Annotated in this window: 22 protein-coding genes; 14 read left to right on the forward strand and 8 right to left on the reverse strand. The window is 59.9% G+C overall.

Annotated features, from left to right (window positions below):
• Nucleotides 1-179: 179 nt before the first annotated feature.
• Entirely contained in the window at nt 180-743 is a 564-nt protein-coding gene (locus tag CHH27_RS00300) for an HdeD family acid-resistance protein (RefSeq protein ID WP_208988406.1), read from the reverse strand.
• A 149-nt stretch (nt 744-892) separates the two neighbouring features.
• Here CHH27_RS00300 and CHH27_RS00305 point away from each other — a divergent pair, with 149 nt between their 5' ends.
• From CHH27_RS00305 to CHH27_RS00320, 4 genes are all read left to right on the forward strand, one after another.
• Complete coding sequence (locus CHH27_RS00305; RefSeq protein WP_094074427.1) at nt 893-1,312, forward strand: MarR family winged helix-turn-helix transcriptional regulator; 420 nt, start codon at nt 893-895, stop codon at nt 1,310-1,312.
• 90 nt (nt 1,313-1,402) lie between these two features.
• On the forward strand, nt 1,403-2,665 hold the full coding sequence (fabF, locus tag CHH27_RS00310; protein ID WP_094069796.1) for a beta-ketoacyl-ACP synthase II: 1,263 nt from the start codon (nt 1,403-1,405) through the stop codon (nt 2,663-2,665).
• A gap of 450 nt (nt 2,666-3,115) precedes the next feature.
• Complete coding sequence (locus CHH27_RS00315; protein WP_094074428.1) at nt 3,116-3,673, forward strand: helix-turn-helix domain-containing protein; 558 nt, start codon at nt 3,116-3,118, stop codon at nt 3,671-3,673.
• Nucleotides 3,674-3,726: 53 nt separating this feature from the next.
• Nucleotides 3,727-4,227 carry a GNAT family N-acetyltransferase gene (locus CHH27_RS00320; RefSeq protein WP_094069797.1) on the forward strand — a complete coding sequence of 167 codons (501 nt, stop codon included), beginning with the start codon at nt 3,727-3,729 and terminating at the stop codon, nt 4,225-4,227.
• A gap of 12 nt (nt 4,228-4,239) precedes the next feature.
• Here the strand turns inward: CHH27_RS00320 and CHH27_RS00325 are convergent, their stop codons facing one another.
• The gene (locus CHH27_RS00325) at nt 4,240-6,051 is read right to left on the reverse strand and encodes an ATP-binding cassette domain-containing protein (protein WP_094069798.1); all 1,812 of its coding nucleotides are present in this window, start codon (nt 6,049-6,051) and stop codon (nt 4,240-4,242) included.
• A gap of 202 nt (nt 6,052-6,253) precedes the next feature.
• Here CHH27_RS00325 and CHH27_RS28035 point away from each other — a divergent pair, with 202 nt between their 5' ends.
• From CHH27_RS28035 to CHH27_RS00350, 5 genes are all read left to right on the forward strand, one after another.
• Nucleotides 6,254-6,733: a BA14K family protein gene (locus CHH27_RS28035; RefSeq protein WP_208988407.1), complete on the forward strand. Its 480-nt coding sequence runs from the start codon at nt 6,254-6,256 to the stop codon at nt 6,731-6,733.
• 222 nt (nt 6,734-6,955) lie between these two features.
• Nucleotides 6,956-8,542 carry a peptide ABC transporter substrate-binding protein gene (locus tag CHH27_RS00335; RefSeq protein WP_094069799.1) on the forward strand — a complete coding sequence of 529 codons (1,587 nt, stop codon included), beginning with the start codon at nt 6,956-6,958 and terminating at the stop codon, nt 8,540-8,542.
• A gap of 91 nt (nt 8,543-8,633) precedes the next feature.
• Entirely contained in the window at nt 8,634-9,557 is a 924-nt protein-coding gene (gene oppB / locus CHH27_RS00340; protein WP_094069800.1) for an oligopeptide ABC transporter permease OppB, read from the forward strand.
• A gap of 13 nt (nt 9,558-9,570) precedes the next feature.
• Complete coding sequence (locus CHH27_RS00345) at nt 9,571-10,695, forward strand: ABC transporter permease subunit (protein WP_094069801.1); 1,125 nt, start codon at nt 9,571-9,573, stop codon at nt 10,693-10,695.
• Between the two features lie 9 nt (nt 10,696-10,704).
• Entirely contained in the window at nt 10,705-12,330 is a 1,626-nt protein-coding gene (locus tag CHH27_RS00350; RefSeq protein WP_094069802.1) for an ABC transporter ATP-binding protein, read from the forward strand.
• Between the two features lie 170 nt (nt 12,331-12,500).
• On the opposite strand, the gene CHH27_RS00355 is transcribed toward CHH27_RS00350, so the two are convergent.
• Nucleotides 12,501-13,268 (reverse strand): GntR family transcriptional regulator, encoded by a 768-nt coding sequence (locus CHH27_RS00355; RefSeq protein ID WP_198338321.1) that lies wholly within the window; start codon nt 13,266-13,268, stop codon nt 12,501-12,503.
• Nucleotides 13,269-13,644: 376 nt separating this feature from the next.
• Nucleotides 13,645-14,709 carry a dipeptidase gene (locus CHH27_RS00360; RefSeq protein WP_094069804.1) on the reverse strand — a complete coding sequence of 355 codons (1,065 nt, stop codon included), beginning with the start codon at nt 14,707-14,709 and terminating at the stop codon, nt 13,645-13,647.
• Between the two features lie 160 nt (nt 14,710-14,869).
• Here CHH27_RS00360 and CHH27_RS00365 point away from each other — a divergent pair, with 160 nt between their 5' ends.
• Nucleotides 14,870-15,607 (forward strand): L,D-transpeptidase, encoded by a 738-nt coding sequence (locus tag CHH27_RS00365; RefSeq protein ID WP_094069805.1) that lies wholly within the window; start codon nt 14,870-14,872, stop codon nt 15,605-15,607.
• A 68-nt stretch (nt 15,608-15,675) separates the two neighbouring features.
• Here CHH27_RS00365 and CHH27_RS00370 read toward each other — a convergent pair whose 3' ends face one another.
• Nucleotides 15,676-16,329, reverse strand: a complete 654-nt coding sequence (locus tag CHH27_RS00370) for a hemolysin III family protein (protein ID WP_094069806.1) — start codon at nt 16,327-16,329, stop codon at nt 15,676-15,678.
• A 223-nt stretch (nt 16,330-16,552) separates the two neighbouring features.
• On the opposite strand from CHH27_RS00370, the gene CHH27_RS00375 reads away from it, so the two are divergent.
• Nucleotides 16,553-18,064, forward strand: a complete 1,512-nt coding sequence (locus CHH27_RS00375) for a malonyl-CoA synthase (RefSeq protein WP_094069807.1) — start codon at nt 16,553-16,555, stop codon at nt 18,062-18,064.
• 45 nt (nt 18,065-18,109) lie between these two features.
• On the opposite strand, the gene CHH27_RS00380 is transcribed toward CHH27_RS00375, so the two are convergent.
• Both CHH27_RS00380 and CHH27_RS00385 read right to left on the reverse strand, forming a co-directional pair.
• Nucleotides 18,110-19,465: an MFS transporter gene (locus CHH27_RS00380; RefSeq protein ID WP_094069808.1), complete on the reverse strand. Its 1,356-nt coding sequence runs from the start codon at nt 19,463-19,465 to the stop codon at nt 18,110-18,112.
• A 98-nt stretch (nt 19,466-19,563) separates the two neighbouring features.
• A complete protein-coding gene (locus CHH27_RS00385) occupies nt 19,564-20,526 on the reverse strand; it encodes a LysR family transcriptional regulator (RefSeq protein ID WP_094069809.1) in 963 nt (320 codons plus the stop codon).
• 70 nt (nt 20,527-20,596) lie between these two features.
• On the opposite strand from CHH27_RS00385, the gene CHH27_RS00390 reads away from it, so the two are divergent.
• From CHH27_RS00390 to CHH27_RS00400, 3 genes are all read left to right on the forward strand, one after another.
• Complete coding sequence (locus CHH27_RS00390; protein WP_094069810.1) at nt 20,597-21,514, forward strand: DMT family transporter; 918 nt, start codon at nt 20,597-20,599, stop codon at nt 21,512-21,514.
• Between the two features lie 87 nt (nt 21,515-21,601).
• Complete coding sequence (locus CHH27_RS00395; RefSeq protein WP_094069811.1) at nt 21,602-22,186, forward strand: nitroreductase family protein; 585 nt, start codon at nt 21,602-21,604, stop codon at nt 22,184-22,186.
• A 128-nt stretch (nt 22,187-22,314) separates the two neighbouring features.
• Nucleotides 22,315-22,848 (forward strand): DUF2867 domain-containing protein, encoded by a 534-nt coding sequence (locus tag CHH27_RS00400; protein ID WP_094074429.1) that lies wholly within the window; start codon nt 22,315-22,317, stop codon nt 22,846-22,848.
• Nucleotides 22,849-22,858: 10 nt separating this feature from the next.
• Here the strand turns inward: CHH27_RS00400 and CHH27_RS00405 are convergent, their stop codons facing one another.
• Nucleotides 22,859-23,515 (reverse strand): cupin domain-containing protein, encoded by a 657-nt coding sequence (locus tag CHH27_RS00405; RefSeq protein WP_094069812.1) that lies wholly within the window; start codon nt 23,513-23,515, stop codon nt 22,859-22,861.
• Nucleotides 23,516-23,538 lie beyond the last annotated feature (23 nt).

Genomic DNA, 23,538 nt, shown 5'->3' on the forward strand with positions numbered 1-23,538 from the left:
ACCACCAGTAGGCTTTTGCATGCGGATTGCCGGGGTTGCGCCCGAGAATTGCAAACATAAGGATCATGCCTGTTCGCGGGACATGGCCCGCAGATCAACGTTGCGCTGACGTTACATCAAAAGAAACACCCGGCAAAACAGATTTTGCCGGGTGTACATGTGTTTTTGAACGGGCTGTTTCAGGACCTGGAAGCCCTGGCCGCAAGCGCGATGGTGATATAGCTCCAGCCATTGACCAAGACCGAGATGCCGGCGATCAGGCCGAGCGCCCAGGCGGCGGAACTCGGCAGTTCCATCCAGATCATGCCGCCGGCCGCCAGGGAGACGATGCCGGCAATCAGAACCCAGACCCAGCCGTCATGCGGCTTCAGCTTGAAGGCCAGCAGGATCTGCGTCACGCCCTGGGCGATAAAAATCGCGGCAATCACAAGGGTCAGGGCGAAGGTGCCGGCAAGCGGGTTCACATAGATCACGATCCCGCCGATGACGGCGATGATGCCGGTAATCAGGTTCCAGAGGAAACTGGAAGTACCCTTGGTCTTGAAGGAATTGTAGATCTGCACAAGTCCGCCGATGAAAAGCACAGCGGCGATCAGGAAGACCACGGCAATGGACGTTGCCAGCGGTGCGGCGATCAGGATCATGCCACCGATCACAAGGGCCACCCCGAGTGCCAGAAACCAGCCCCAGTTTTCCTGGATCTTCTTCTTCATGTCTTCCACGGCCTGAACGGCATCTGTCATCTTGACCTCCTCACGCACCGGTTGAGCGTTCAATTCGGACACGGTAACCCCTTCGCAAATAAACGCAATATGCTGATGACAATCGAATGGACACGTGGCCGCGCGGACAAAGCCTTGACAATGTGTGTGTATATGCACACAAGGAGGGCATGGAAGAGGACGATTTTTCGCTTTGCGTTCTGGACAATGCGCGCAAGGCGGCGCGGGCTGTCAGCCGGCATTATGACCGGTTGGCGCGGCAGGTGGGTATGACGGCCGGTCAATTCTCGGTTCTGGTCGCAATCCGCCAGACCCGTCAGGAGACGACCGGAGAGCTGGCGTCCCGGCTGTCCATGGACCGGACAACGCTGGTGCGCAACATTGCGCTTCTGGAACGAAAGGGATTTGTGACGGCCGGCCCCTTGCGGGAGGGCAGGGGCAAAACCTATCTCCTGACCGAGCGAGGTGCCCGCCTGCTTGAAGAAGCCCTTCCGCTTTGGCGAAAGGCGCAGGGAGATGTCAGGGAACTGCTCGGGACGGAAGATTTTTACAAGACTATCGATACCTTGAAGCGCCTGTCGGAGCTTTGAGGCAAACCAGGCTGAGACAGATGATCGTCAGCCGTTTTCTGAATAGATGTGTGTAATTGCACATCGTAAAAGTGACAAGTGAGGTAGGGTATGCGCCGTGTTGTCGTAACGGGTTTGGGTGTGGTGTCTCCGGTCGGGACGGGCCTGGACGGGTTCTGGAAGCGGATCTCCTCCGGGGAAAACGGCATTCGCAAGATCAGCCAGTTTGATGCCGGGGACCTGGCTTGCCAGGTCGCCGGAGAAGTTCCCGCCAAATCGGAAGACGAGTTCGGCTTTGATGTCGATGCCGTGATGGAGCCGCGCGAACAGCGCCGGTCTGACCGCTTCATTCACTTTGCCATGGGCGCGGTCCAGGAAGCGCTCGCCCATGCCGGCTGGGAGCCGAAAACCGACCGGGACAAGGAACGTACCGGCACGATCATCGGCACCGGCGTTGGCGGCTTTCCGGCGATGACTGCGGGCACGCGGCTGGTGGATGAAAAAGGGCCACGCCGGGCGTCGCCGTTCCTGGTGCCGTCCTTCCTGGCCAATCTGGCAGCCGGCCAGGTTTCCATTCGGCACGGCCTCAAGGGCCCGATCGGTGCGCCTGTGACAGCCTGTGCCGCCAGCCTTCAGGCCCTTGGTGATGCGGCGCGCCTGATCCGCGGCGGGGAAGCGGACGTGATGGTGGCCGGAGGTGCAGAGGCCTGTATCGACAAGGTCTCCTATGCCGGTTTCTGCGCCGCCAAGGCCATGTCGTCCAAACGAAACGACGACCCGGCCCATGCCTCCCGTCCGTTTGACCAGGACCGCGATGGCTTCATCATGGGGGAGGGCGCCGGAATTCTCATCCTGGAAGACTATGAACACGCCAAGGCCCGTGGGGCGACCATCCACGCAGAGCTTTCCGGATATGGCACGAGCGCAGATGCTTTCCATGTCACGGCCTCTTCACCGGACGGCGAAGGCGGATTGCGGGCCATGCGCCAGGCGCTGTCGACCGCCAACCTGTCGCCTGCCGACATCGGCTATGTCAACGCGCATTCAACCTCGACCCCGGTTGGAGATGCGGCTGAAATCGCTGCGTTGAACACCCTCTTCGAGGGACGCGGCAAGGATCTGGCGGTTTCGTCTTCCAAATCCATGTTCGGTCATTTGCTCGGTGCTGCTGGCGCGGTGGAAGCGATCACCTGCGTCAAGGCGCTGATGAGCGGTCTGCTGCCTCCGTCTCGCAATCTGGAAAATGCCGACGATGCAATGCAGCGCTTCGAACTTGTCCCCGGCAAGGCGATTGCCCGCGAGGTCAACCACATCCTTACCAACGGTTTCGGCTTTGGCGGCGTCAATGCCAGCGCAGTGTTTTCACGGGTGTAATGGCTTGCCTAGCCGTTGTCCGGACAAATCGGAGCCTCCGCCCACACACTGGCTTCGCCACTTGTTCCAGTCTCCCCCCTTGAGGGGGAGATGTCTCCAATAGGAGACAGAGGGGGGGCAGCTTCTCCGCATGCAAGCCTTTTTCTGTATTTGAGGACCCGCTGCGCCCCCCTCTGTCCAGTTCCCGGACATCTCCCCCTCAAGGGGGGAGAGGGGCGCAAGCGGAAAGGCTCTGCGTGCCCCTGATCAAGAGAAGCGCAGCTATCGAAATGAAACAATAACCTGTCGAAATTGCAACACGTTGAGCCGTCATCCCATGGTCGAGCCATGGGACGACGGGGCTCGATCAAAAACTCCGCCAAGTTTCCGCCGGCGGTACCAGTCCACGATTTTCACTTGGCAATTCATAAATTCCCATTTATGAGAAAAATCTCAAATATGGGAATTGACATGAAAGACCTCGATCAAGACATCGGCCAGCGAATTGCCGAGCTGCGCCGTGCGCGGAATTGGCCGCTGGATCAACTGGCGGACAGGTCCGGCGTGAGCCGGGCGACCCTCTCGCGCATCGAACGTGGTGATACCAGCCCAACAGCCGTCGCGCTCGGGCAGCTCGCCCGGGCCTTCGGGCTTTCCATGGCGGACCTTTTCGGTTTTGGTGCGCCGACGCTGGATGCTCGGATCGCCCGTGAGAACCAACCGGTCTGGCAGGACCCGGAGACCGGATTTTGCCGCCGCAGCGTGTCACCGGCCGCGAGCGGCTTTCGCGGCAGCATCATCGAAGGTGAGCTGCCGGCAGGCCAGACGATTTCCTATTCGGTACCGCCTTTGCCGGACCTGGAACATCACCTTGTGCTTCTGGACGGTGCCCTGGTGATGACGCTTGGCGATGAACGACACGCGCTTTCACCCGGCGATTGCCTGCGCTTCCGCCTGAATGCCGCCAACGCCTATCACGCGCCCGGACCTCAAAATGCCCGCTATCTCCTGACAGTGATCACACCATGACTTTGCCTGACGCACACATTAAGAAATTTCAGCCTGAGGCACCGATTCAGCTGATGACACCGGAGGACGCCGAAACCTTGGTGCCTCAACTCGGCGCTCTGCTGACGGCCTGCGTGGAAGATGGAGCGGGCATCGGCTTTGTTCTGCCCATGTCTCAGGAGCAGGCGGAGGCGTTCTGGCAGAGCAAGCTGCCGTCACTGGAAGCGGGGGAGGCATTTCTCATGATTGCGCGTGACGGCAACGACATCGCAGGTGTCGTCATGCTGGCACTTGCACCACAGGACAATGGTCGTCACCGGGCGGAGGTCGCCAAGCTGATGGTGCATCCGAACCACCGCCGCAAAGGGCTCGCCCGCAAGCTGATGGCCGCGATCGATGGTCTGGCATTGTCCCTGGGCCGCTGGCTCCTGGTGCTCGACACCGTCACTGGCGACCGCGCCGAAACCCTTTACCCGACGTGTGGCTACGAGAAAGTCGGCATCATCCCGGACTATGCCTATGGCAGCCACGGCACGCTGGATGCGACGACCGTGTTTTTCAAGGACCTGCGCTGATCAGTTAAGCTCTCAGCCTTCCTCGCTCAGCATCTCCAGCTCCAGCCACTGTTCCTCTGCAGCATCCTTTTCTGCTGTCAGGTCAGTGATTTGCTGGGATATCTTGGCAAATTTGTCTGGGTTCCTGGCAAAGAGGTTCGGGTCGTTCATCTCGCCCTGAAGCGCTTCAAGCTGTGCTTCAAGTGACTCGATCGTGTCCGGTAACGTCTTCAGAAGATGCTGCTGCGTGAAGCTGAGTTTCGACTTCTGCTGCGGCTTGGCGGCCGAACCGTTTGACGTTGCGGCCTTTTCCTTCTTAGCCGGTGCCTGTTTTTCGGCCTTTCGGGCCGTGACGCCTTCGCCACGTTGCGCCAGCATGTCGCTATAGCCGCCGGCATATTCGCGCCAGAGGCCCTTGCCTTCCGAGACGATCACGGAAGTTGCGACCCGGTCGAGGAAATCACGGTCGTGCGAGACGATCAGGGCCGTGCCCGGATAGTCGGCCAGAAGCTCCTGCAGCAGGTCGAGGGTTTCCAGGTCCAGGTCGTTGGTCGGCTCGTCGAGCACCATCAGGTTGGACTTGTTGGCGAGCGCCCTGGCCAGCATCGCGCGGGCCCTCTCGCCACCGGAAAGCGCATGAACCGGGGTGCGGGCCTGTTCCGGCGAGAACAGGAAGTCCTTCATGTAGGACATGACATGCTTGCTTTCGTCGCCGATCATGACCATGTCGCCGCGGCCACCGGTCAGGACGGAAGACAGGCTGTCGTTCAGGTCGAGGTTTTCCCGCTTCTGGTCAAGCGTCACCATTTCGAGATTGGTGCCGAGCCGGGTTGATCCTGTATCGGGGGAAAGCTCTCCGGTCAGCATCTTGAGAAGTGTGGTTTTGCCGGCGCCATTGGGGCCTACAAATCCGATCCTGTCGCCGCGTTGGATCCGGCTGGAAAATTCCTTCACGATGGTGCGCTCGCCATAGGTCTTGGAAATGCCCTTGGCCTCGATCACCAGTTTGCCGGAAACTTCCGCCTCGGTCGCACTCAGCTTCGCAGTGCCCTGCGGGCCGCGATGCTCACGCTTCTGCTTGCGAAGATCGGCCAGTTCTCGCACACGCCGCATGTTGCGTTTGCGCCGCGCGGTGACGCCGTAAGTCATCCAGTGTTCTTCGCGCTTGATCTTCTGCGCAAGCTTCTGCTGGTCGATCTCTTCCTGTTCGAACACCTCGTCCCGCCAGGCTTCAAAATGGGCAAAGCCCTTGTCCATGCGCCGGGCCGTGCCGCGGTCGATCCAGACAGTGGCGCGGGAGAGATTTTCCAGGAACCGGCGGTCGTGAGAAATCAGCACGAGGGCCGATTTCAGGCTTTTCAGTTCGTCTTCCAGCCATTCGATGGCCGGCAGGTCCAGGTGGTTGGTCGGCTCGTCCAGCAGCAGAATATCAGGTTCGGGTGCAAGTGTTCTGGCAAGCGCCGCCCGGCGTGCCTCTCCTCCGGACAGGGAGCGCGGGTCTTCCTTGCCAGTCAGGCCAAGGACCTCCAGCAGGTAGGCGCCGCGATAGGGATCGTCGCCCTCCGTCAGGCCTTCGTTCACATAGTCGAGCACCGAGGCGTAGGTGGAAAGATCGGGGTCCTGTGGCAGGTAACGGACAGTCCGGCCCGGCTGGAAGAACCGCTCGCCCTTGTCCATGTCCACCATGCCGGCGGCAATCTTCAACAGGGTGGATTTGCCCGAGCCGTTTCGGCCGACCAGGCACAGCCGGTCGCCTTCGGAGACGGAGAGGTCAGCGCCGGTCAAAAGCGGGGTGCCGCCGAAGGTCAGGTGGACGTCGCGAAGCGTTAGGAGAGGCGGGGCCATGTATTTTTTGAACGGGTGCTCGGTTTGTGATCGGCGCCCGGTTTACTGGGCGGGCGAGGGCCGCGCAAGCGAAACGGAAAGGTGCTCTGACATTTTTGATCGGCCGATCCGAGATTTCCGCACTTAAATCGGATATAATGTCCAACAAGTGGACAGGGCTGACCACAAGAGCGCAGCCTTGGGGCTGCCGGGAGAAAGCTATATGTCTGTCTGGAACGCCGGTCCCGTCATCCGCGGATTGGTTCGCGGAACCCGCAGGATCTGTCTTGCTCTGGCTGTTGCCGCAGCCGGCACATCTGCCTTGATACCATTGGTCGACACGGCGCATGCCGACGCGGTCTATATCGGCAGCGGCGGTGTTGGTATCGCCTTCGGTACCGGCTATGGCTATCGAGGCGGGTTTTTCTTCGGTCCTGGTCTTTATGGACCGCCCTACCGTCCCTACGGCGCTCCCTATTATTATCATCCCTACGATATGCGCGCCTATCCCTACCGGTCGCGCGTCTATGTCAACCCACCGCGCCACTACCGGGGACAACCGCAGCGTGTTCCCCATACCAAGACCGGATTGGCGCCATTCACGCCGCAATGGGTTGCCTATTGCTCGCGGAAATTCAAGTCGTTCAACCCCAATACGGGGACCTATCTGGCCTACAGTGGAAAATATCGCTTTTGCCGCTGACTTTGAAACAAAATTGCGTGTCTGGCGGTCAACCTGTTTGACCAAACAGTAAAACTGCGGAAAAAATTTCCTCTCCTTGTCAGAATTCCGCAAAAACATCGCCTTTTTGCGACCTAAGTCGAAATGTGCCGTTGGGGGATGCTTGATTGCGCGCAAAGAGCGTGGAATCTTGTGCCCCATCGTTCCATTTGCTTCAACTATAAACCCAGAGGGGAGAGCGATATGTTCAAGTCCATGCGTGTGACAGCGTTGGCGGCTGCCTTGATGGCTGCCACATCTCTTACGGCAATGGCCGAGGTGGTCTACCACCGCGGCAATACGGCTGATCCGGAAACCCTGGACCAGCACAAGACCTCCACAACTTATGAGGCGCATATCCTGCGCGACCTTTACGAAGGTCTGGTGTCCTACAGCGCCGAAGGCAAGGTGATCCCGGGTGTGGCAACCGACTGGTCCGTTTCCGATGACGGCACCGTCTACACCTTCACCCTGCGCGACAACGCCAAGTGGTCCAACGGCGACCCGGTTGTTGCCGGCGATTTCGAATATTCCCTGCGCCGCATCATGACGCCGGAGACCGGTGCGAAATACGCAACCGTTCTCTACCCGATCAAGAACGCCGAAAAGATCAACAAGGGCGAATTGAAGCCGGAAGATCTCGGCGTCAAGGCGGTCGACGACAAGACGCTCGAAATCACGCTCGAGCAGCCGACCCCGTATTTCATCGACCTGCTGGCGCACCAGACCGGCCTGCCGGTTCACCCGGCAACCGTTGATGCCCATGGCACGGATTTCGTGAAGCCGGAAAACATCGTCACCAACGGTGCCTACACCCTGGCCGAGTTCATCCCGAACGCGCATGTTAAGGCGACCAAGAACCCGCATTTCCATGATGCGGACAACGTCAAGATCGACACCGTCTTCTTCTACCCGACCGAAGACCGCGGTGCCGCAATGCGCCGGTTCCAGGCCGGTGAGCTGCACACCAACAACGATGCGCCGACCGAACAGGTGGCCTTCATGCGTGAGAACCTGGGCGACCAGTTCCGCGTGGCGCCGTATCTCGGTACCTACTACTACGCCCTGAACCATGAAGACGAGGCTCTGTCCAATCCGGACGTGCGCCAGGCGCTTTCCATGTCGATCGACCGCGAGTTCCTCGCTGACGAGATCTGGGCGTCCACCATGGTCGCCGGCTATTCCTTCGTACCGCCGGGAATCGGCAACTACGGCGAATCCGCTTTCGCGGACTACAAGGACATGTCCCAGATCGACCGTGAAGAAAAAGCGATCGAGCTCCTGCAAAAGGCTGGTTATGGCCCGGACAATCCGGTCAAGCTGACCATCAACTACAACACTTCGGAAAACCACAAGAACACGGCGGTCGCGATCGCCGACATGTGGGCCCCGCTGGGTGTGGAAGTGTCGATGGTCAACACCGACACCAAGACCCACTATGCCATGCTGCGTGACCGTCAGGACTTTGACGTCGCCCGCGCCGGCTGGATCGGCGACTACTCCGACCCGCAGAACTTCCTGTTCATGGTCGAGAGCGACAACACCGGTTTCAACTACGCTCGCTACGAGAACCCGGAATATGATGCGCTCATGGATGAAGCTGCTGCGACGGTCGATCTGGAGAAGCGCGCCGACATCCTGAAAAAGGCCGAAGAGATGTTCATGCGTGACCTGCCGTTCATCCCGCTGATGTACTACGGCTCCATGAACCTGGTCTCCGACAAGGTCGCCGGATTTGAGGACAACCTCCTCAACATCCATCCGACCCGTTGGATGAGCATCTCCGAGTAACCTTCAAACCACAGAGCCGGCAGGGATTTCCCTGCCGGTTTCTGCAAGGTGGCGACAAAAGACCACCGTTTGAACAACAGGGGCAAAGCCTATGCACCGCTATGTGCTCGGTCGATTGCTCGGCGCAATCCCGACCCTCTTTCTGATTGTCACGATTTCCTTCTTCCTGATCCGGATCGCTCCGGGTGGCCCGTTTGACCTGGAACGGCCTCTCGAAGCCAAGGTCATGGAAAATCTGAACAAGATTTATCATCTGGATGAACCGCTCTGGAACCAGTACCTGCTCTATCTGAAGAGCATCGCGCAGCTGGACTTCGGGCCGAGTTTCTATTTCCGCGACTTCTCGATCAACGAGCTGTTCGCCCAGTCCTTGCCGATTTCCATCCAGCTTGGCCTGTCAGCGCTTTGCCTGGCGCTGGTGGTGGGCGGCATCCTCGGCATTGCAGCGGCGCTACGCCAGAACCGGCCGGCCGATTACACGGTCATGGCTGCGGCAACGCTCGGCGTGACCATTCCGAATTTTGTCGTCGCACCCATCCTGACACTGATCCTGGGGGTCTGGCTGGGCTGGCTGCCCGTGGGAGGCTGGAATGGCGGTGCCTTTGTCAACGTGATCCTGCCCGTCGTCACCCTGGCATTGCCGCAGGTCGCGGTGGTCGCCCGTTTGACCCGTGGCTCCATGATCGAGGCGCTGCGCTCCAATCACGTGCGAACCGCCCGGGCCTACGGTCTGACGTCCTACATGATCATCGTCGTTCATGCCCTGAGAGGGGCGATCCTGCCGGTGGTCTCCTATCTCGGTCCGGCAGCGGCTGCCTTGCTTACCGGTTCCGTGGTCATCGAGACCATCTTCGGCATTCCCGGTATCGGACGCTATTTCGTTCAAGGAGCCCTCAACCGCGACTATACGCTCGTGATGGGCACCGTGGTCGTGGTCGCCTGTTTTGTTATCCTGTTCAACCTCGTGGTGGATCTGCTTTATGCATTGCTCGATCCGCGCGTGCGCTACGATTGAGGAGGGCTGAGCCATGACCATGACTCTTGCCACGAACGAAGCGCCCGCAAAGGGACGCTCACTCTGGGACGACGCCCGCGACCGGCTTCTGGCCAACCGCGCAGCCGTCGCTTCCATGATCGTCCTGCTGGCGATCACATTGCTGTCGGTGCTGGGTCCGATCCTGTCGCCGCATGAATTTGACACTGTTTACCGCGATTACGTGAAGGTTCCGGCGAGCCTGGAAGCCTATCCCCGCGCAGAACAGGTCGAGCCGGGTTTCGCCACTGCGGTGAAGCGGGCACGTGTGTCGCTGGAAAGCTTTGAGCGCGACGGCGATCAGGTGATTGCCCGGATCAGCTCCAAGCGGGAAATCGACCCGCGTACCACGCGCTATATCGACCGCAGCGATCTGTTCAAGAATGCCGAGATCAGCGATTTCTCCGCAGACAACAAACAGGCGACGCTGAAGGCCGACATCAACTTCATGCACTTCTACTTCGGCACCGACGCCAACGGCCGGGACATGATGACCCGGACGTTCATTGCCGGCCGCGTGTCCCTGACCATCGGCCTGCTGGCGACCGTTGTCGCGATTTCCATCGGCGTGCTCTACGGCGCAACGTCCGGTTATCTCGGCGGCCGGGTCGACCAGATGATGATGCGTGTTGTTGACGTGCTCTATTCGCTGCCCTTCATTTTCTTCGTGATCATGCTGGTGGTGTTTTTCGGTCGGAACTTCATCTTGATGTTCATCGCCGTTGGTGCCGTCGAATGGCTCGACATGGCCCGTATCGTCCGCGGCCAGACACTGTCCATCAAGCGCCAGGAATATGTTCAGGCCGCGGAAGCCATGGGGGTTGCCGACGGTGGCATCGTTCGTCGGCATATCATTCCGAACACGCTCGGTCCCGTGGTGGTCTACATGACCCTCCTGGTGCCCAAGGTCATTCTCCTGGAAAGCTTCCTGTCCTTCCTGGGCCTCGGCATTCAGGAGCCCATGACCAGCTGGGGTGTGCTGATCTCCGAAGGTGCCAGGAACCTTCAGGGCGCCGCCTGGATGCTGATCTTCCCGTCGATCTTCCTGACATCGACGCTGTTCGCGCTGAACTTTATCGGCGACGGCCTGCGCGATGCTCTGGATCCGAAAGACCGATAGGAGGTGACCATGACACAAGACAGCAAGAAAGCGGTCCTCTCCATCAAGGATCTGGTCGTTGATTTCGAGACGGCCACCGGTACGGTCAATGCGGTTCGCGGCGTGGACATCCACGTCGATGCCGGGGAAACCGTCGCAATTGTTGGCGAGAGTGGCTCCGGCAAGAGCCAGACCATGATGGCTGCCATGGGGCTTCTGGCCTCCAACGGCCGCACGCAAGGGGAGGTGATCTACGAAGATCGCAACATCCTCGGCCTGCCGATCAGCCAGCTGAACAAGGTCCGCGGCAAGAAGATCACCATGATCTTCCAGGAGCCGATGACCTCCCTCGACCCGCTCTACACAATCGGCCGCCAGCTGGCGGAGCCGATGGTTGTCCATGGCGGATTGTCCTGGAAGGCGGCCAAGGCCAAGGCGCTGGATCTGCTCAAGCTCGTCAACATTCCCGAGCCGGAGCGCAAGATCAAGGCCTATCCGTACGAGATGTCGGGTGGCCAGCGCCAGCGCGTCATGATCGCCATGGCCCTTGCCAATGATCCGGACGTCCTGATCGCAGATGAGCCGACAACCGCGCTGGACGTCACCACGCAGGCCCAGATCCTGGACCTGCTCGCGGACCTGCAGAAACGCCTCGGCATGGCGGTGATCTTCATCACCCACGACCTTGGCATCGTCCGGCGGATCGCCGACCGTGTCTACGTGATGAAAACCGGCGAAGTGGTGGAGAGCGGCGAAACCAAGCAGATCTTCACCCAGCCGGAGCATCCCTATACCAAGATGCTGCTGGATGCGGAGCCGACCGGCCACAAGCCGCCGGTGCCCGACAGTTCCCCGGTTCTGCTCGAAGCGCAGAAGGTCGAGGTCGAGTTCGAACTCGACAGCGGCTTCCTCAAACCGAAGCATATTCTGCGCGCCGTCGACGATATCAGCTTCTCTCTGCGCAAGGGACAGACGCTTGGCATTGTCGGCGAGAGTGGTTCCGGCAAGTCGACCCTCGGACGCGCGGTGCTGAACCTGCTTCCGGCCGGTGGCCGGGTGGTCTTCCAGGGACAGCAGATCTCCGGCAAGGACCGCAACGCCATGCGGGCACTGCGCAAGGACATGCAGCTGATCTTCCAGGATCCGTTCGGCTCGCTCAGCCCGCGCATGACCGTGGGGCAGATCATTTCCGAAGGCCTCCTGGTGCATGAACCGTCGCTTTCGGCCAAGGACCGGGATCTGCGTGCCTGCCAGGCTCTGGAGGAAGTGTCGCTCGACCCGATCATGCGCAACCGCTATCCGCACGAGTTTTCAGGCGGCCAGCGCCAGCGCATTGCAATCGCACGGACCATGGTGCTGAAACCGGAACTGGTCGTTCTCGACGAGCCGACGTCCGCGCTCGACCGGACCATCCAGAAACAGGTGGTTGAACTCTTGCGCGATCTGCAGAAAGCGCATGACCTGACCTACCTGTTCATCTCGCACGACCTTGCGGTCGTTCGGGCGTTGTCTGACACGGTGATGGTGATGCAGCGGGGCAAGGTCGTTGAGGCTGGGTCCGCGGATGCGATCTTTGAAGCGCCCAAATGCGACTACACCAAAGAGCTGATCGGTGCGGCCATGCTGACCCAGCAACAGATGATGGAAAGCGCCTGAACCGCGAGCGGCGAGTGCCACTTGTCATGTTCTCATCCCGGTGCGCCTGGCGTGCCGGGATGTTTTTTTGGTGGCAGGTGGACCGGATCCAAAATCTGACCCAGACCCTTTCCAGAAGGCTTGAAGGGATCGGTTTCGATAACTTGTATTGGAAATAAGGGAAACCGGGCTCAGCGCCCGGTGAAACCTGCCGACTGCGCCGGTGGGGTCTCGACCTGTCCCTGCAGCTGGGTGATGTCGGTCCCGTAGAAATGCGGCGCCAGAAGCACGGCGCTGGACAGGATGTGAGAGCGCAGCGCCCGCAGGCTGGTATCGGTGTCCTGTGCCGCTAGCGCGTCGAATATCTCTGTGTGCGGGGTGACATTGGGCCGGCTCCACGAGGTTTCCGGCCGGGGCTTCGACAGCATCACCTGCTGAAGGATCATGAAAGTGCGCAGCAGCATCGGTTCGAGCACGGGCATCTGTGCGATCCGAAACAATCTCAGATGCAAGGCGCGATCGATTTCCGCGCAGCCAAACACGTCTTTCCGGGCGCGGCTTTCTTCAAACTGCCGATCGAGCTCATAAAGCTCGTCCAGCTGGGACCGGTTGATCAGCTTCACCGCTTCCGCGGCGCCCGTTGCTTCGATGTCCAGCCGCAACTTCAGCATCAGCTTGGCTTCGGTGAGGCTCGGATCGGTGACAAATGTTCCCTGATACCCACGACGGACAACAAGGCCATATTCCTGGAGCGACATCAGCGCTTCGCGGATTGTGCTTTGGGAGCAACCATAGTCCTGGGCAAGGGCCTGTTCGGTGATCGGACTTTCGGACGTCATTTCACCCGTCAGGATCTGGCGTTTCAGATCCTGGTAGACGGACTCGGACTTTCTGGCGCGCTTTCCTGCGCGCGCAGCGCCCGGCTCCTTCCTGCCCTCCGCAGCGACTGTTGCGTTCACGTCGTTGCCCCCCAATGGCATCGCGATCTATTGGCAACACACATCAAGACTGCAGCCGACGGCTTCACCGGCTGCAGTCTCATTCTCCTCGGTAACCGATCATACGCGTTTGCGAAGGAACGGTCGATGGGGCGTGCCAACTCTCTTCAGCCGCCTTGCCGGTTTCTGTACCTGACTGACTGGTGTCCCGACCGCAACTGCGGGGGCGTGAGGACAGGCTGTTACAGGCCGGTTTGTGTATTTGAACGACTGCGAAAAATAACAATAAATGCATTGTTCCGCCGTCATTATGCAAATGCAATCGCTAACTTGTGGGCATTGGTAACAAGTTCGCGAGCAGCTGTGCCAGCTCGGGAGAAATTGAGCCGGTTAACTATCAGGCAGCCTTCTCAAGAGCAGAAATCCAGTTCCGAAAGGCGATCTTCTCCAGAACGGCGTGAGAGAAGCCGCGGGCGTCGAACGTTTCCATCAGGCGGCCCAATCCGGTGACATCACCAAGATCTCTGGGCAGCATGCAGCCGTCGAAATCCGACCCGAGCGCAACGCAGTCCTCCCCCAGGCGATCAATGAGATAAGCAGCGTGATCTGCAATGACGGAGAGGGCCATGTCGCGGCCATAACCGCCGTCCGGCCGCAGAAACGCGACATGAAAGTTGATGCCCACGAGACCACCGCTTTCCTTGATGGCATCGAGCTGCTTGTCGGTCAGGTTGCGGCTGCTGGCGCAGATCGCATGGACATTGGAGTGGCTTGCGACAATCGGCCGGTCCGTGATCCGCGCCACGTCCCAGAACCCTTTTTCATTCAGATGCGAAACATCGAGGAGGATGCCGAGCTGGTTGCACGCCCGCACAAGGTCGCGGCCGGCGCCTGTCAGAGCCGGGCCGATATCGGGCGAGGCGGGATGAGCCATCGGTACGCCGTAGCCAAAGTCATTCTCGCGGCTCCAGACCGGGCCGAGCGACCTCAGGCCGCGGCGGTAAAGGTCTTCAAGGGCATAGAAATTCGTGTCGATGGCTTCAGCCCCTTCGATGTGGAGGCTGACAGCCATCTGGCCGGCTTCGATCGCCATGCGGTTTTCTTCAGCCGTCCGGCAGATGACAACGCTTCCCTCCGAGGTCGCTTCGATCCGCTCGGCGCGTTCGATCAGCCGATTGGTGAAATCAAGCGCTTCTTTCTGGGCAACCGGCTCATAGTTCGAGGGATCCTTCGGATCGAAAGGCCTGGAAAAATCCTGGTCGGGTTTCGAAGGCACGAATATTGCGAACAAGCCGCCGGCAAATCCTGCTTCATCGGCCCTAACCTTGTCGATATGACCACTGTCCAGGCGATCGAAAAAACTGATGTCCCGGCCTTTCATGGCTTCGATTTCGAGCTTCAGGAGCGTGTCGTTGTGGCCGTCGAAAATGGGAAAGGGCGATTTGAGTGCAGTGTCTGTCACGGATGAGCCTTGAAAACTGGGCGGCGTCGAAGCCGGAGGTGTCTGGTAATTTAGACACTCGTTGGGAGAATGTAAGGCGCCATAGATAATGTGACTTGAAACTGTTGGAAAGCTGGCTCAAGAAGGAGCCTGAATTTTCGCAGGTCCGATGAGAGATGCCATGAAGCGTAGTCAACCGCAGACCGAGACAGTTGCCGAGTTCGCGAGCCCCGGGCCCAGCCGCCGTGGTTTCCTGACCGGCGGGCTTGCTCTTGGAGCTCTGACCCTGGCTGGTTGCCAGACGGCCGACCTGGTGGGCCTGCCGGATCAGCCGGCATTGCCGGATGAAGAATTCGATTATGCGGCCGCTTATGCTGCGTTGCCGGATGGCGATTTCACCTGGCCGGCTATCAATTACAAGAAATTCGATCAGAAGTACTGGCGTCAGGTCGTGGAATACAAGACCCGCGAACGTCCCGGTACCGTTATCGTCGACCCCTACAACAACTTCCTCTATTGGACGCTTGGTAGCGGCAAGGCACTGCGGTATGGCATTGGTGTCGGTCGTGCCGGCTTTGCCTGGTCCGGTGAGGCTCTGATCCGAGTCAAGCGTCCGCATCCGATCTGGCGTCCTCCACGGGAGATGATCGCGCGCAAGCCCTCTCTTGAACGCTATTGGGAAAAAGGTTTCCCCCCCGGGCTGCGCAACCCGCTCGGCGCGCGCGCCATGGATCTGTGGCAGGGAGCGACAGACACGCTCTACCGCATTCACGGGACCAACCAGCCGAATTCCATCGGCAAGAGCGTCTCCTCCGGCTGTATTCGCATGTGGCAGCAGGATGTGATCGATCTCTTCAACCGGGTTCCGCTCAGAACCAAGGTCGTGGTCCTTCAGAAGGATCCGAACGCGGAAGCCTGAGCATCAAGCTGATAAATGGAATGGGCAGCTCTCCATCGGTGGGCTGCCCTTTTTTTTGAAGCTGCCGATCAGAACGCGTGCGCCAGCGCAACGTCGTGGAAGACGGCCGTGAAGTGGCAGACAGCTGCCGCCAGCACAAAGGCGTGCCAGATGGCGTTCTGGAAGGGAAGGCGTTTCCAGGCATAGAACACCGTGCCGACCGTATAGAGAAGACCGCCGGCCAGGATCATGTAGAAACCGAAGGTGGACGCATTTTCGATCAGCGGATTGGCTGCGAACACGACGATCCAGCCGAGACCGAGATAGATCGGGACGGTCAGTTTTTCCAGGCCCTGCAGATGCAGCAGCTTGACGATGGCCCCGGTCAGAGCGCCGGTCCAGACGACCGCAAGCAGGATGCCTCCTGTCCAGCCACCGATGATCATGGCGGCCAGCGGTGTGTAGGTGCCTGCGATCAACAGGAAGATTGCCGCATGGTCGAGACGGCGCAAGATCCCGGTTTTGTGGTCGCGGGCAAACATGTTGTACAGCGCGGAGCAGATCAGCATGGCCATCAGACAGGCCGCATATATCATCACGGTGACCTGGCGGGCGGCGTCGTCCGTGTCCCACAGGGTTACCGCCAGAACGATGGTTGCCGTCAGGCCCAGGCAAATGCCGATGACGTGAATGGCGCCATCAGCAACAAATTCGGCGAAAGTCAGCGGCCTGTTGGTCGACATGGGGGATCCTTGCGTGTCTGCTGCGCCGGTCGAAGCCTGAGGGGCAAAGTTTCAACCGGGCGCGTTCGTATTTGGGCAAAGCAATACACGGCCATGTATCAGCATGAAGGCAAAGGTTTAGGAAAACGTAATGGTGCCTGGTTGCCGTTGCGGCACTTGCTCAAGGTCCGGAGACTTGCTTTAAATTTAACCATCTCGTGCCTGCCAGTCCGGATTTTCAATCATGAGCAATCATCTTTTTGACGCCCTGACCGCCTTCATTCCCGACAGGGACAAGACCTTTCTGGAACTGGCGAGCGGCGCAACGCTGAGTTACCGCGACATGTTTGCCCGTTCGGCGCAATATGCCGGGGCCCTGCACAAGCTTGGCGTGAAAGCCGGCGACCGGGTGGCGGTGCAGGTGGACAAGACCCCGGAAGCGTTGATGGTCTATCTGGGCACGATCCGCGCCGGTGGTGTTTTCCTGCCCTTGAACACGGCCTATACGCCGAATGAGATTGCCTATTTTGTCGGCGATGCAGAGCCGGCCGTCTTTGTTTGCGATCCGGCAAGGGCTGATGCGTTGGCCGGAACGGCACAAAAGGCAGGTGCCAGGCTGCAGACCCTGGATGCCGATGGAGAGGGAAGTCTCCGGCAACTGGCAGATGAAATGCCGACCGACTTCGACAACAGGCCCCGGCAAGACGACGATCTTGCAGCCATCCTCTACACCTCGGGCACGACAGGGCGATCGAAAGGGGCGATGCTCAGCCACGACAATCTGGCGTCCAACTCCGCAACGATGGTCAAGGTCTGGCGCTTCACCGAGGATGACGTTCTTCTGCACGCCCTGCCGATCTTTCACACGCATGGTTTGTTTGTTGCAACCAACTGCCTGATGATGGCCGGCGGTTCCATGCAATTCCTGCCGAAATTCGATCTGGATCAGGTCCTGGCAATGCTGCCGAAGGCAACGGCCATGATGGGCGTGCCGACCTTCTACTCGCGCTTGCTCGGTTCGGACCGGTTCACGAAAGATCTTGTCGGCCACATGCGGGTGTTCATTTCAGGATCAGCACCCCTTTCGGCTGAAGTTCACAAGGAGTTTTCGGCCCGCACCGGACATGCCATCCTGGAGCGCTACGGCATGACCGAAACCAACATGAACACGTCCAACCCCTATGATGGCGAGCGGCGCCCGGGCACCGTCGGCTTCCCTTTGCCCGGTGTCGGACTGCGCATCGTTGACCAGAAAACCGGCCGGGAATTGCCGGCCGGTGATGTCGGCATCATCGAGGTCAAGGGGCCAAACGTCTTTCAGGGCTATTGGCGCATGCCGGAGAAAACTGCACAGGAATTCCGGGCCGACGGTTATTTTATCACCGGCGATATGGGACGGCTCGACGAGGACGGCTATGTGTCCATTGTCGGTCGGTCGAAGGATCTGATCATTTCAGGCGGTTTCAATGTCTATCCGGCCGAGGTAGAGGCCTTGCTGGATGAACTGCCGGGCGTTGCCGAAAGCGCCGTGATCGGTGTGCCGCATCCCGATTTCGGTGAGGCGGTGGTTGCCGTCTTGGCGCCCAGGAACGGGGCAAGCCTCGACCAGGACGCCATTCTGACCGCATTGGGTGGAACGCTCGCCAGGTTCAAGCAGCCGAAAAAGGTCCACGTCCTGGAAGCACTTCCACGCAATGCCATGGGCAAGATCCAGAAAAATGCGCTCCGGGACCAGTATGAAAGCGATTTTGCCTGACTGAAGTCCGGAAAGGCGCGTCATGGAGACTGCCCAGAACTGGTCTCAAGCTGGCGCATCCTTGTCAAAGGCGGTGGCGCCATAGGCGCAGCAGGCGAGGATCATCGCGCCCATCACCCAGAAGATGAGGCTGAAACCTTCGCCCATGGCCAGAAGCACGCTGCCCATGGTGACGCCCAGGGTTCCGCCGACCAGCCTTGCGGTGATGACCAGTCCGCTGACTTCGCCCTGTTTGTCCTTGGGAACCGCGTTTGCGGTAATGCGGCCCGTCGGGATCATCGCAAGGGGCAGGGCAACGCCCCAGATCAGGAGCGCCGGGGCAAGAGCCCAATAGTTTTCAAGAAGCATCAGGCCGCCGATCGCGATATTGGCGATCCCCAGCACGGCAAGGGAGATGAGAACCGGATTGCGGGAACCGTGCTTGTCGGCGAATTTGCCCGCAGGCGAAGCCACAAAGGGAAACGGAAAAACGGCAATCACCGTTGCGATACCGGCCCAAAGCGCCGTGTATTTCATATCCAGCTGCAGAAAATGCGGAACGAAGATCGCAACCGTGATCTTGCTCATCTGGGTCAGCAGAATGACCAGGGCGCTGGCGTGAAAGGGCTTCAGCCGAAACAGCCGGACATCGATCAGCGGTTTCGCCTGGCGGGCTTCATAAGAGATGAATACGGCCACGCCGATCACACCGGCGACAAGGCTCCCGATGATCGCCGCTTTCGTCCAGCCGAAATCGGGGCCTTCCATCAGGCCGAAAATCAGACCGGTGAGCCCGATAAGCAGCAAGACAAGTCCGATACGGTCGATGACAGGCCTCGGCCGGGGCACCTCCGGGTTGCGCCAGAGAATACAGGCAAGTGCGCTGCCGGCAATGACGATCGGAATGTTGATCCAGAACACCCATCGCCAGGACAGGAAGTCGGTGAGGATGCCGCCGAGCAGCGGTCCGGCCGCCAGGAAAATCGTGGCCATGCCGGCTAGAATGCCGATGGCCCGTCCACGTTCGTTCTCGTCAAAGGTCAGGGTTGCGGCCGCCAGCGTCATCGGGAACATGATGGCGGCGCACAGGCCCTGGATGACCCGCATGGTGATCAGCATGGCAACACCGTCCGCGAATCCGGCCAGCAGACTGGCGAGAGCGAAAATCACGCAGCTGACGATCAGGGCCGGACGCAAGCCAAAAAGATCGATTGCCTTGCCGCCAATAGCGGCGAAACAGGTGAAGGCGAGCATGTAGGAATTGATGATCCAGTGGGCGGTGGTCGGTGATATTCCGAGTTCTGATCGAATGGCTGGGAGAGACACGCCGAGAATCGTTTCGTCCAGCATGACCAGGCCGCCAAGACCGCCCATGGCCAGAACAAGTCCACGCTTGCGATCCTTGTCAGACAGTCCCGCCATGTGTCTCCCCCAACGAACTCAGATCCCTGCCGGCAGCTTAGGCCAGATTGAAGGTGGACCATAGATGATTTCTGAGTAGCGGAAGGGGCACCGTTTGCTCAACTTTGCTGAGATCCGGCGCCAAAGGCCAGCGTCGACAGGGCGCGGTCCGTTTCGCGGCTCCAGTTGGCCAGGGCGCTGGCAAGACGCGCGGCCGGGCTGTCATCCGGGTCGGACGCCCGGCGCACGCACCACCAGTCCATGGAAACACCATCCACGTCGATCGGCCGGCAGACGAGGGTGCCGTCCGCCAGTTCCGGTTCGATCGCCCACTTGCTGAAGATGGCGACGCCGAAGCTGGCGCGGACAAGATCAATCACCGCTTCCGGTGTCGGCATCGGCGTGAGTTTGCGGAACGGTTTGGTTGGTGTGCCCAGGAGCGTTGTCCAGTCGAAACCGGGTTCGGCGGTCAGCGGGTAAACGAAAAAACGTTCATCGCCCATGTTGATGCTGTTGACGACCGGTTCCGCCGCCAGCGGATGTGTCTTTGACAGCACCGCAACAATCGGGTCCGTGCCGAGCTTGACGGAGTGAAACTGCGACAAGGCCGGTTCGCGGCCGAACACCAGGGAGACATCCGCCGAGCCGTCGAGAAGGCTGGCCAGCGGACGGGAGGTGGCGCGACCGGACAGGTCGACGGTCAGGCCAGGATCTGCCGTTTCCAGATAGTCGAGAAAGGCCGGGAACCAGTGGTAGCGGCTGTAGGTGGCCTGACCAAGCCGGACAAGCGTCTTGGCGTCCCTCGCGGAGGCTTCCAGATCCTGTTCGAGGCGGAACAGGTCCGCGAGAAAGGCATCGCCGAGATGTTTCAGCCGTTCGCCTTCAGCCGTCAGCGAGATACCGCTTTCCGTGCGCTGTGCAAGCCGGACACCGAGCCTGCGTTCTGCTTCCCGCAGGCGGTGAGACGCGGCGGATTGGGTGACGCCGAGACGCGCGGCGGCAGCCGTCATGCTGCCGGTATCGGCCAGCGTGGAGAGGAGAGTCAGATGGTTGATCGTAAGGCGCGGGATCATGAGGTGCATGAAATCATTTCATGAAGAGGATGAAAACTAGGAATTTTGTTTTCAATTCTTTTCTTTGTACCAACGGGCTATGACCCAGTTTCAGTCGCCCCAGTTTCGTCTCGGCAGTGCAAGCGCAACGCTTGCCATCGCCGGTTCCGCCATTTGCTTCGGCCTCGTGCCGCTCTTTGTGCGTGAACTCCAGGGGCTCGGGGCGGGACCAGCCACTATCGCACTTTATCGCTATGGTTTTTCCGCTCTGTTGCTCTTGCCTTTTCTGCCTCTGGAAAAGTCGAAACGCGGGGGAGCGCTGTTGCTGATCGGCGCGGGCGTTGTCTTCAGTCTCAGCCTGATCGGCTACCTTGAAGCGCTGGTGACGGCACCGGTTGCCGCCGCTGGTGTCGTTTACATGACCTACCCGGTCTTTGCGGCCCTGTTTGCGTTTCTGCTGCTTCGACAGGCGCTGAGCTGGCGCTCCTTTGCCGCCGCTGGTCTGGTCATTCTTGCTGCAGCCCTGCTGCTCGACCCGTCGTCCCTGTCACCAGAAGTGTTCGAGGCACTGGTCTGGGCCTTTCCGGCGCCGGTCGCCTTCGGGTTTCTGGTGGTTGTCCTGAGTGGGCTCGCCAGTCAGCTCAATTCGCTTGAGCGGACGGCCTGCGGTTTGTTCGGATCGGTCATCGGCCTGTTGCCGCTGGCATTGCAAGAGGGGCAAGGGTCACTTCTGCCGGCCACCGGCACGGAGTGGAGCCTGGTTCTGGCCATGGGACTGCTGACGGCCCTTGTTCCCCAGCTGGTTTTCACCGTCGCTTGCCAAAAGGTCGGTCCTGTCCGCTCGGCAGCGGCTGGCAGCTTCGAATTACCAACCATGTTCGTCATTGGCTGGTGGGTGTTCGGAGAAGAGCTTGGTGCGCGAGAAATGTTCTCGGCCCTGCTGGTACTCGGTGCCATCCTGATCGCGCCCGCCATCAGCGGCGGAAGACGAAAAATGGTGGCCGCTGAACTATCTTGAAAAAAAGTATCTTGATATAAAGATAAAAACACCTATCTCCGTCTTGCCCGGGCGGCTAGAAGCCCGGAAGGACTTTGGAGAAACGACATGACTGCCCGTACCCCTGACCACCCTGTCGATGAGTTGTTTGTCAACCGCTGGTCACCCCGCGCCTTTGACCGTTCCGAGATGCCGGAAGCCGATCTGAAAACCATCCTGGAGGCGGCCCGCTGGGCACCGTCCGCCTTCAATATTCAGCCCTGGCGCTTTGTCTATGCGCGGCGCGGTGACGCGAGCTGGCAGACGCTGGTCGACCTGCTCAATCCTTTCAACAGGGACTGGGGCCAGCACGCCTCAGCGCTTGTCTACCTGTTTTCGGACACCGAGGTGGACGGCAAGGACGGCAAGCCGGGACGGCCGAACGGGTATCATGCGTTCGATGCCGGTTCAGCCTGGACACATGCCGCCCTGCAGGCGACCAGACTTGGCTATCACGCCCATGGCGTCGCCGGCATTCTGAAGGAGGAGATCCACGAAAAGCTGGGTGTGCCGGAACGCTACCAGCCGCAAATCGCCTTCATCATCGGCAAACGAGGCGACGTCAGCGAACTGCCGGAAAGCCTTCAGGCCCGCGAAGTCCCGAGCAGCCGGATGACACTGGACGAAGTTGCCCATGCCGGGGCCTGGGCCTGAGGCATCGACCCTGCCGGAAAGCGAAAAACGGCGCATGACGCCGTTTTTCCTGCGGCAATCCGCGTGAGGGCGTCCCGCTCGTGGGTCCGGTATGGTCGTTCCGTTGCCTCAGACCGATGGAGAAGACCATGAGCCAGAGCGACACTCTTCCCGCGGAAAGCCGCCTCAACGCTTATCGTTCGAAGGGCGATTTTCTCGACTGCTATTCCGTTTCGCTGCGCAGCAGGCCTGACCTGCTGGAGGCCGACATGAGAGTGCTGGCCAACCACATTCTCAACTCCGATATCAGCTGGATGCGAGGCTTACTGACGGTTCGGGACCGACTGACCGGTCTTGTCGGCATGAAAACCACGGACAAACTTGCGCTGGAACAGAGCGGGTTGCCGCTGGAAGAGCGGCAGGTCGGTGATCGCGTAGAGTTTTTCAAGATCTATTCGGTATCGGAAAACGAGATCGTCCTCGGGGAAGACGATTGGCACCAGGACTTCCGCCTGTCTGTGCTGCGCACCACCGGCCGGTCGCCGAGGGTCTTTGCAAGCACCTGCTGCAAGCGCCACAACCTCGCCGGTTACGCCTACCTGGCCCTGATCCTGCCGTTTCACAAGCTGATTGCACGTTCGGTTCTGGACAAGGCGGTCACAAGCAGGCTGGCGTCCGCGTAAGGTCCTGCCCCTAGCTTTCCAGGTGGCCTGTCTTGCGCCAGACGCGGGCACCCTGTGACGTGCTGATCTGTTGCCGGCTCATGGGCGGCAGACGCAGCCAGGTGCCCTGGTCATACCGTCCGTCCTGATCCTCGAAGCTGCCTTCGACGACGAAATACTCAGCGCCGCCTGGAAAGTCCTGGGCGTCGAAACGGGAGCCGCGTTGCCAGTCGAGCATGACGACCTCTTCGTCCGGACGAATATGGAGCGGCAAGATGGTTTCGCCGGGGCGCCCGGCCTGCCAGGCCGCCGGATCGAGCGTGTTCACCCGCACATAAGCCTCGTCATCCGGCTGCATCTGGCGCAGCTTGACCAGAATGACGGCGCCAGGGTCGCTTGACGGGACGTGGCTGGAGCCCGGCGGGTTGCGCACATACATGCCTTTCGGAAAATCGCCGCTTTCGTCGGAAAAAACCCCATCCAGCACCAGAAATTCCTCACCCATGTCGTGCGTATGTGCGGAAAAGGCTGACCCGGGCGCATATCTCACCAGGGAAGTCGCCCGGGCGACTTCTTCTCCATCGCGCTCCAGCATGCGCCGCTCGACACCGGCCATGGGCGAGGGCACCCAATCAAGCGTCGCACTGTCGACCACTGCGCGTTCAGCAAGGTCTGCGTGGATTTTCATGGCCTTTGGTCCCGTTTCTATGT

The sequence above is a fragment of the Labrenzia sp. VG12 genome (assembly GCF_002237595.1).
Taxonomy (GTDB): domain Bacteria; phylum Pseudomonadota; class Alphaproteobacteria; order Rhizobiales; family Stappiaceae; genus Roseibium.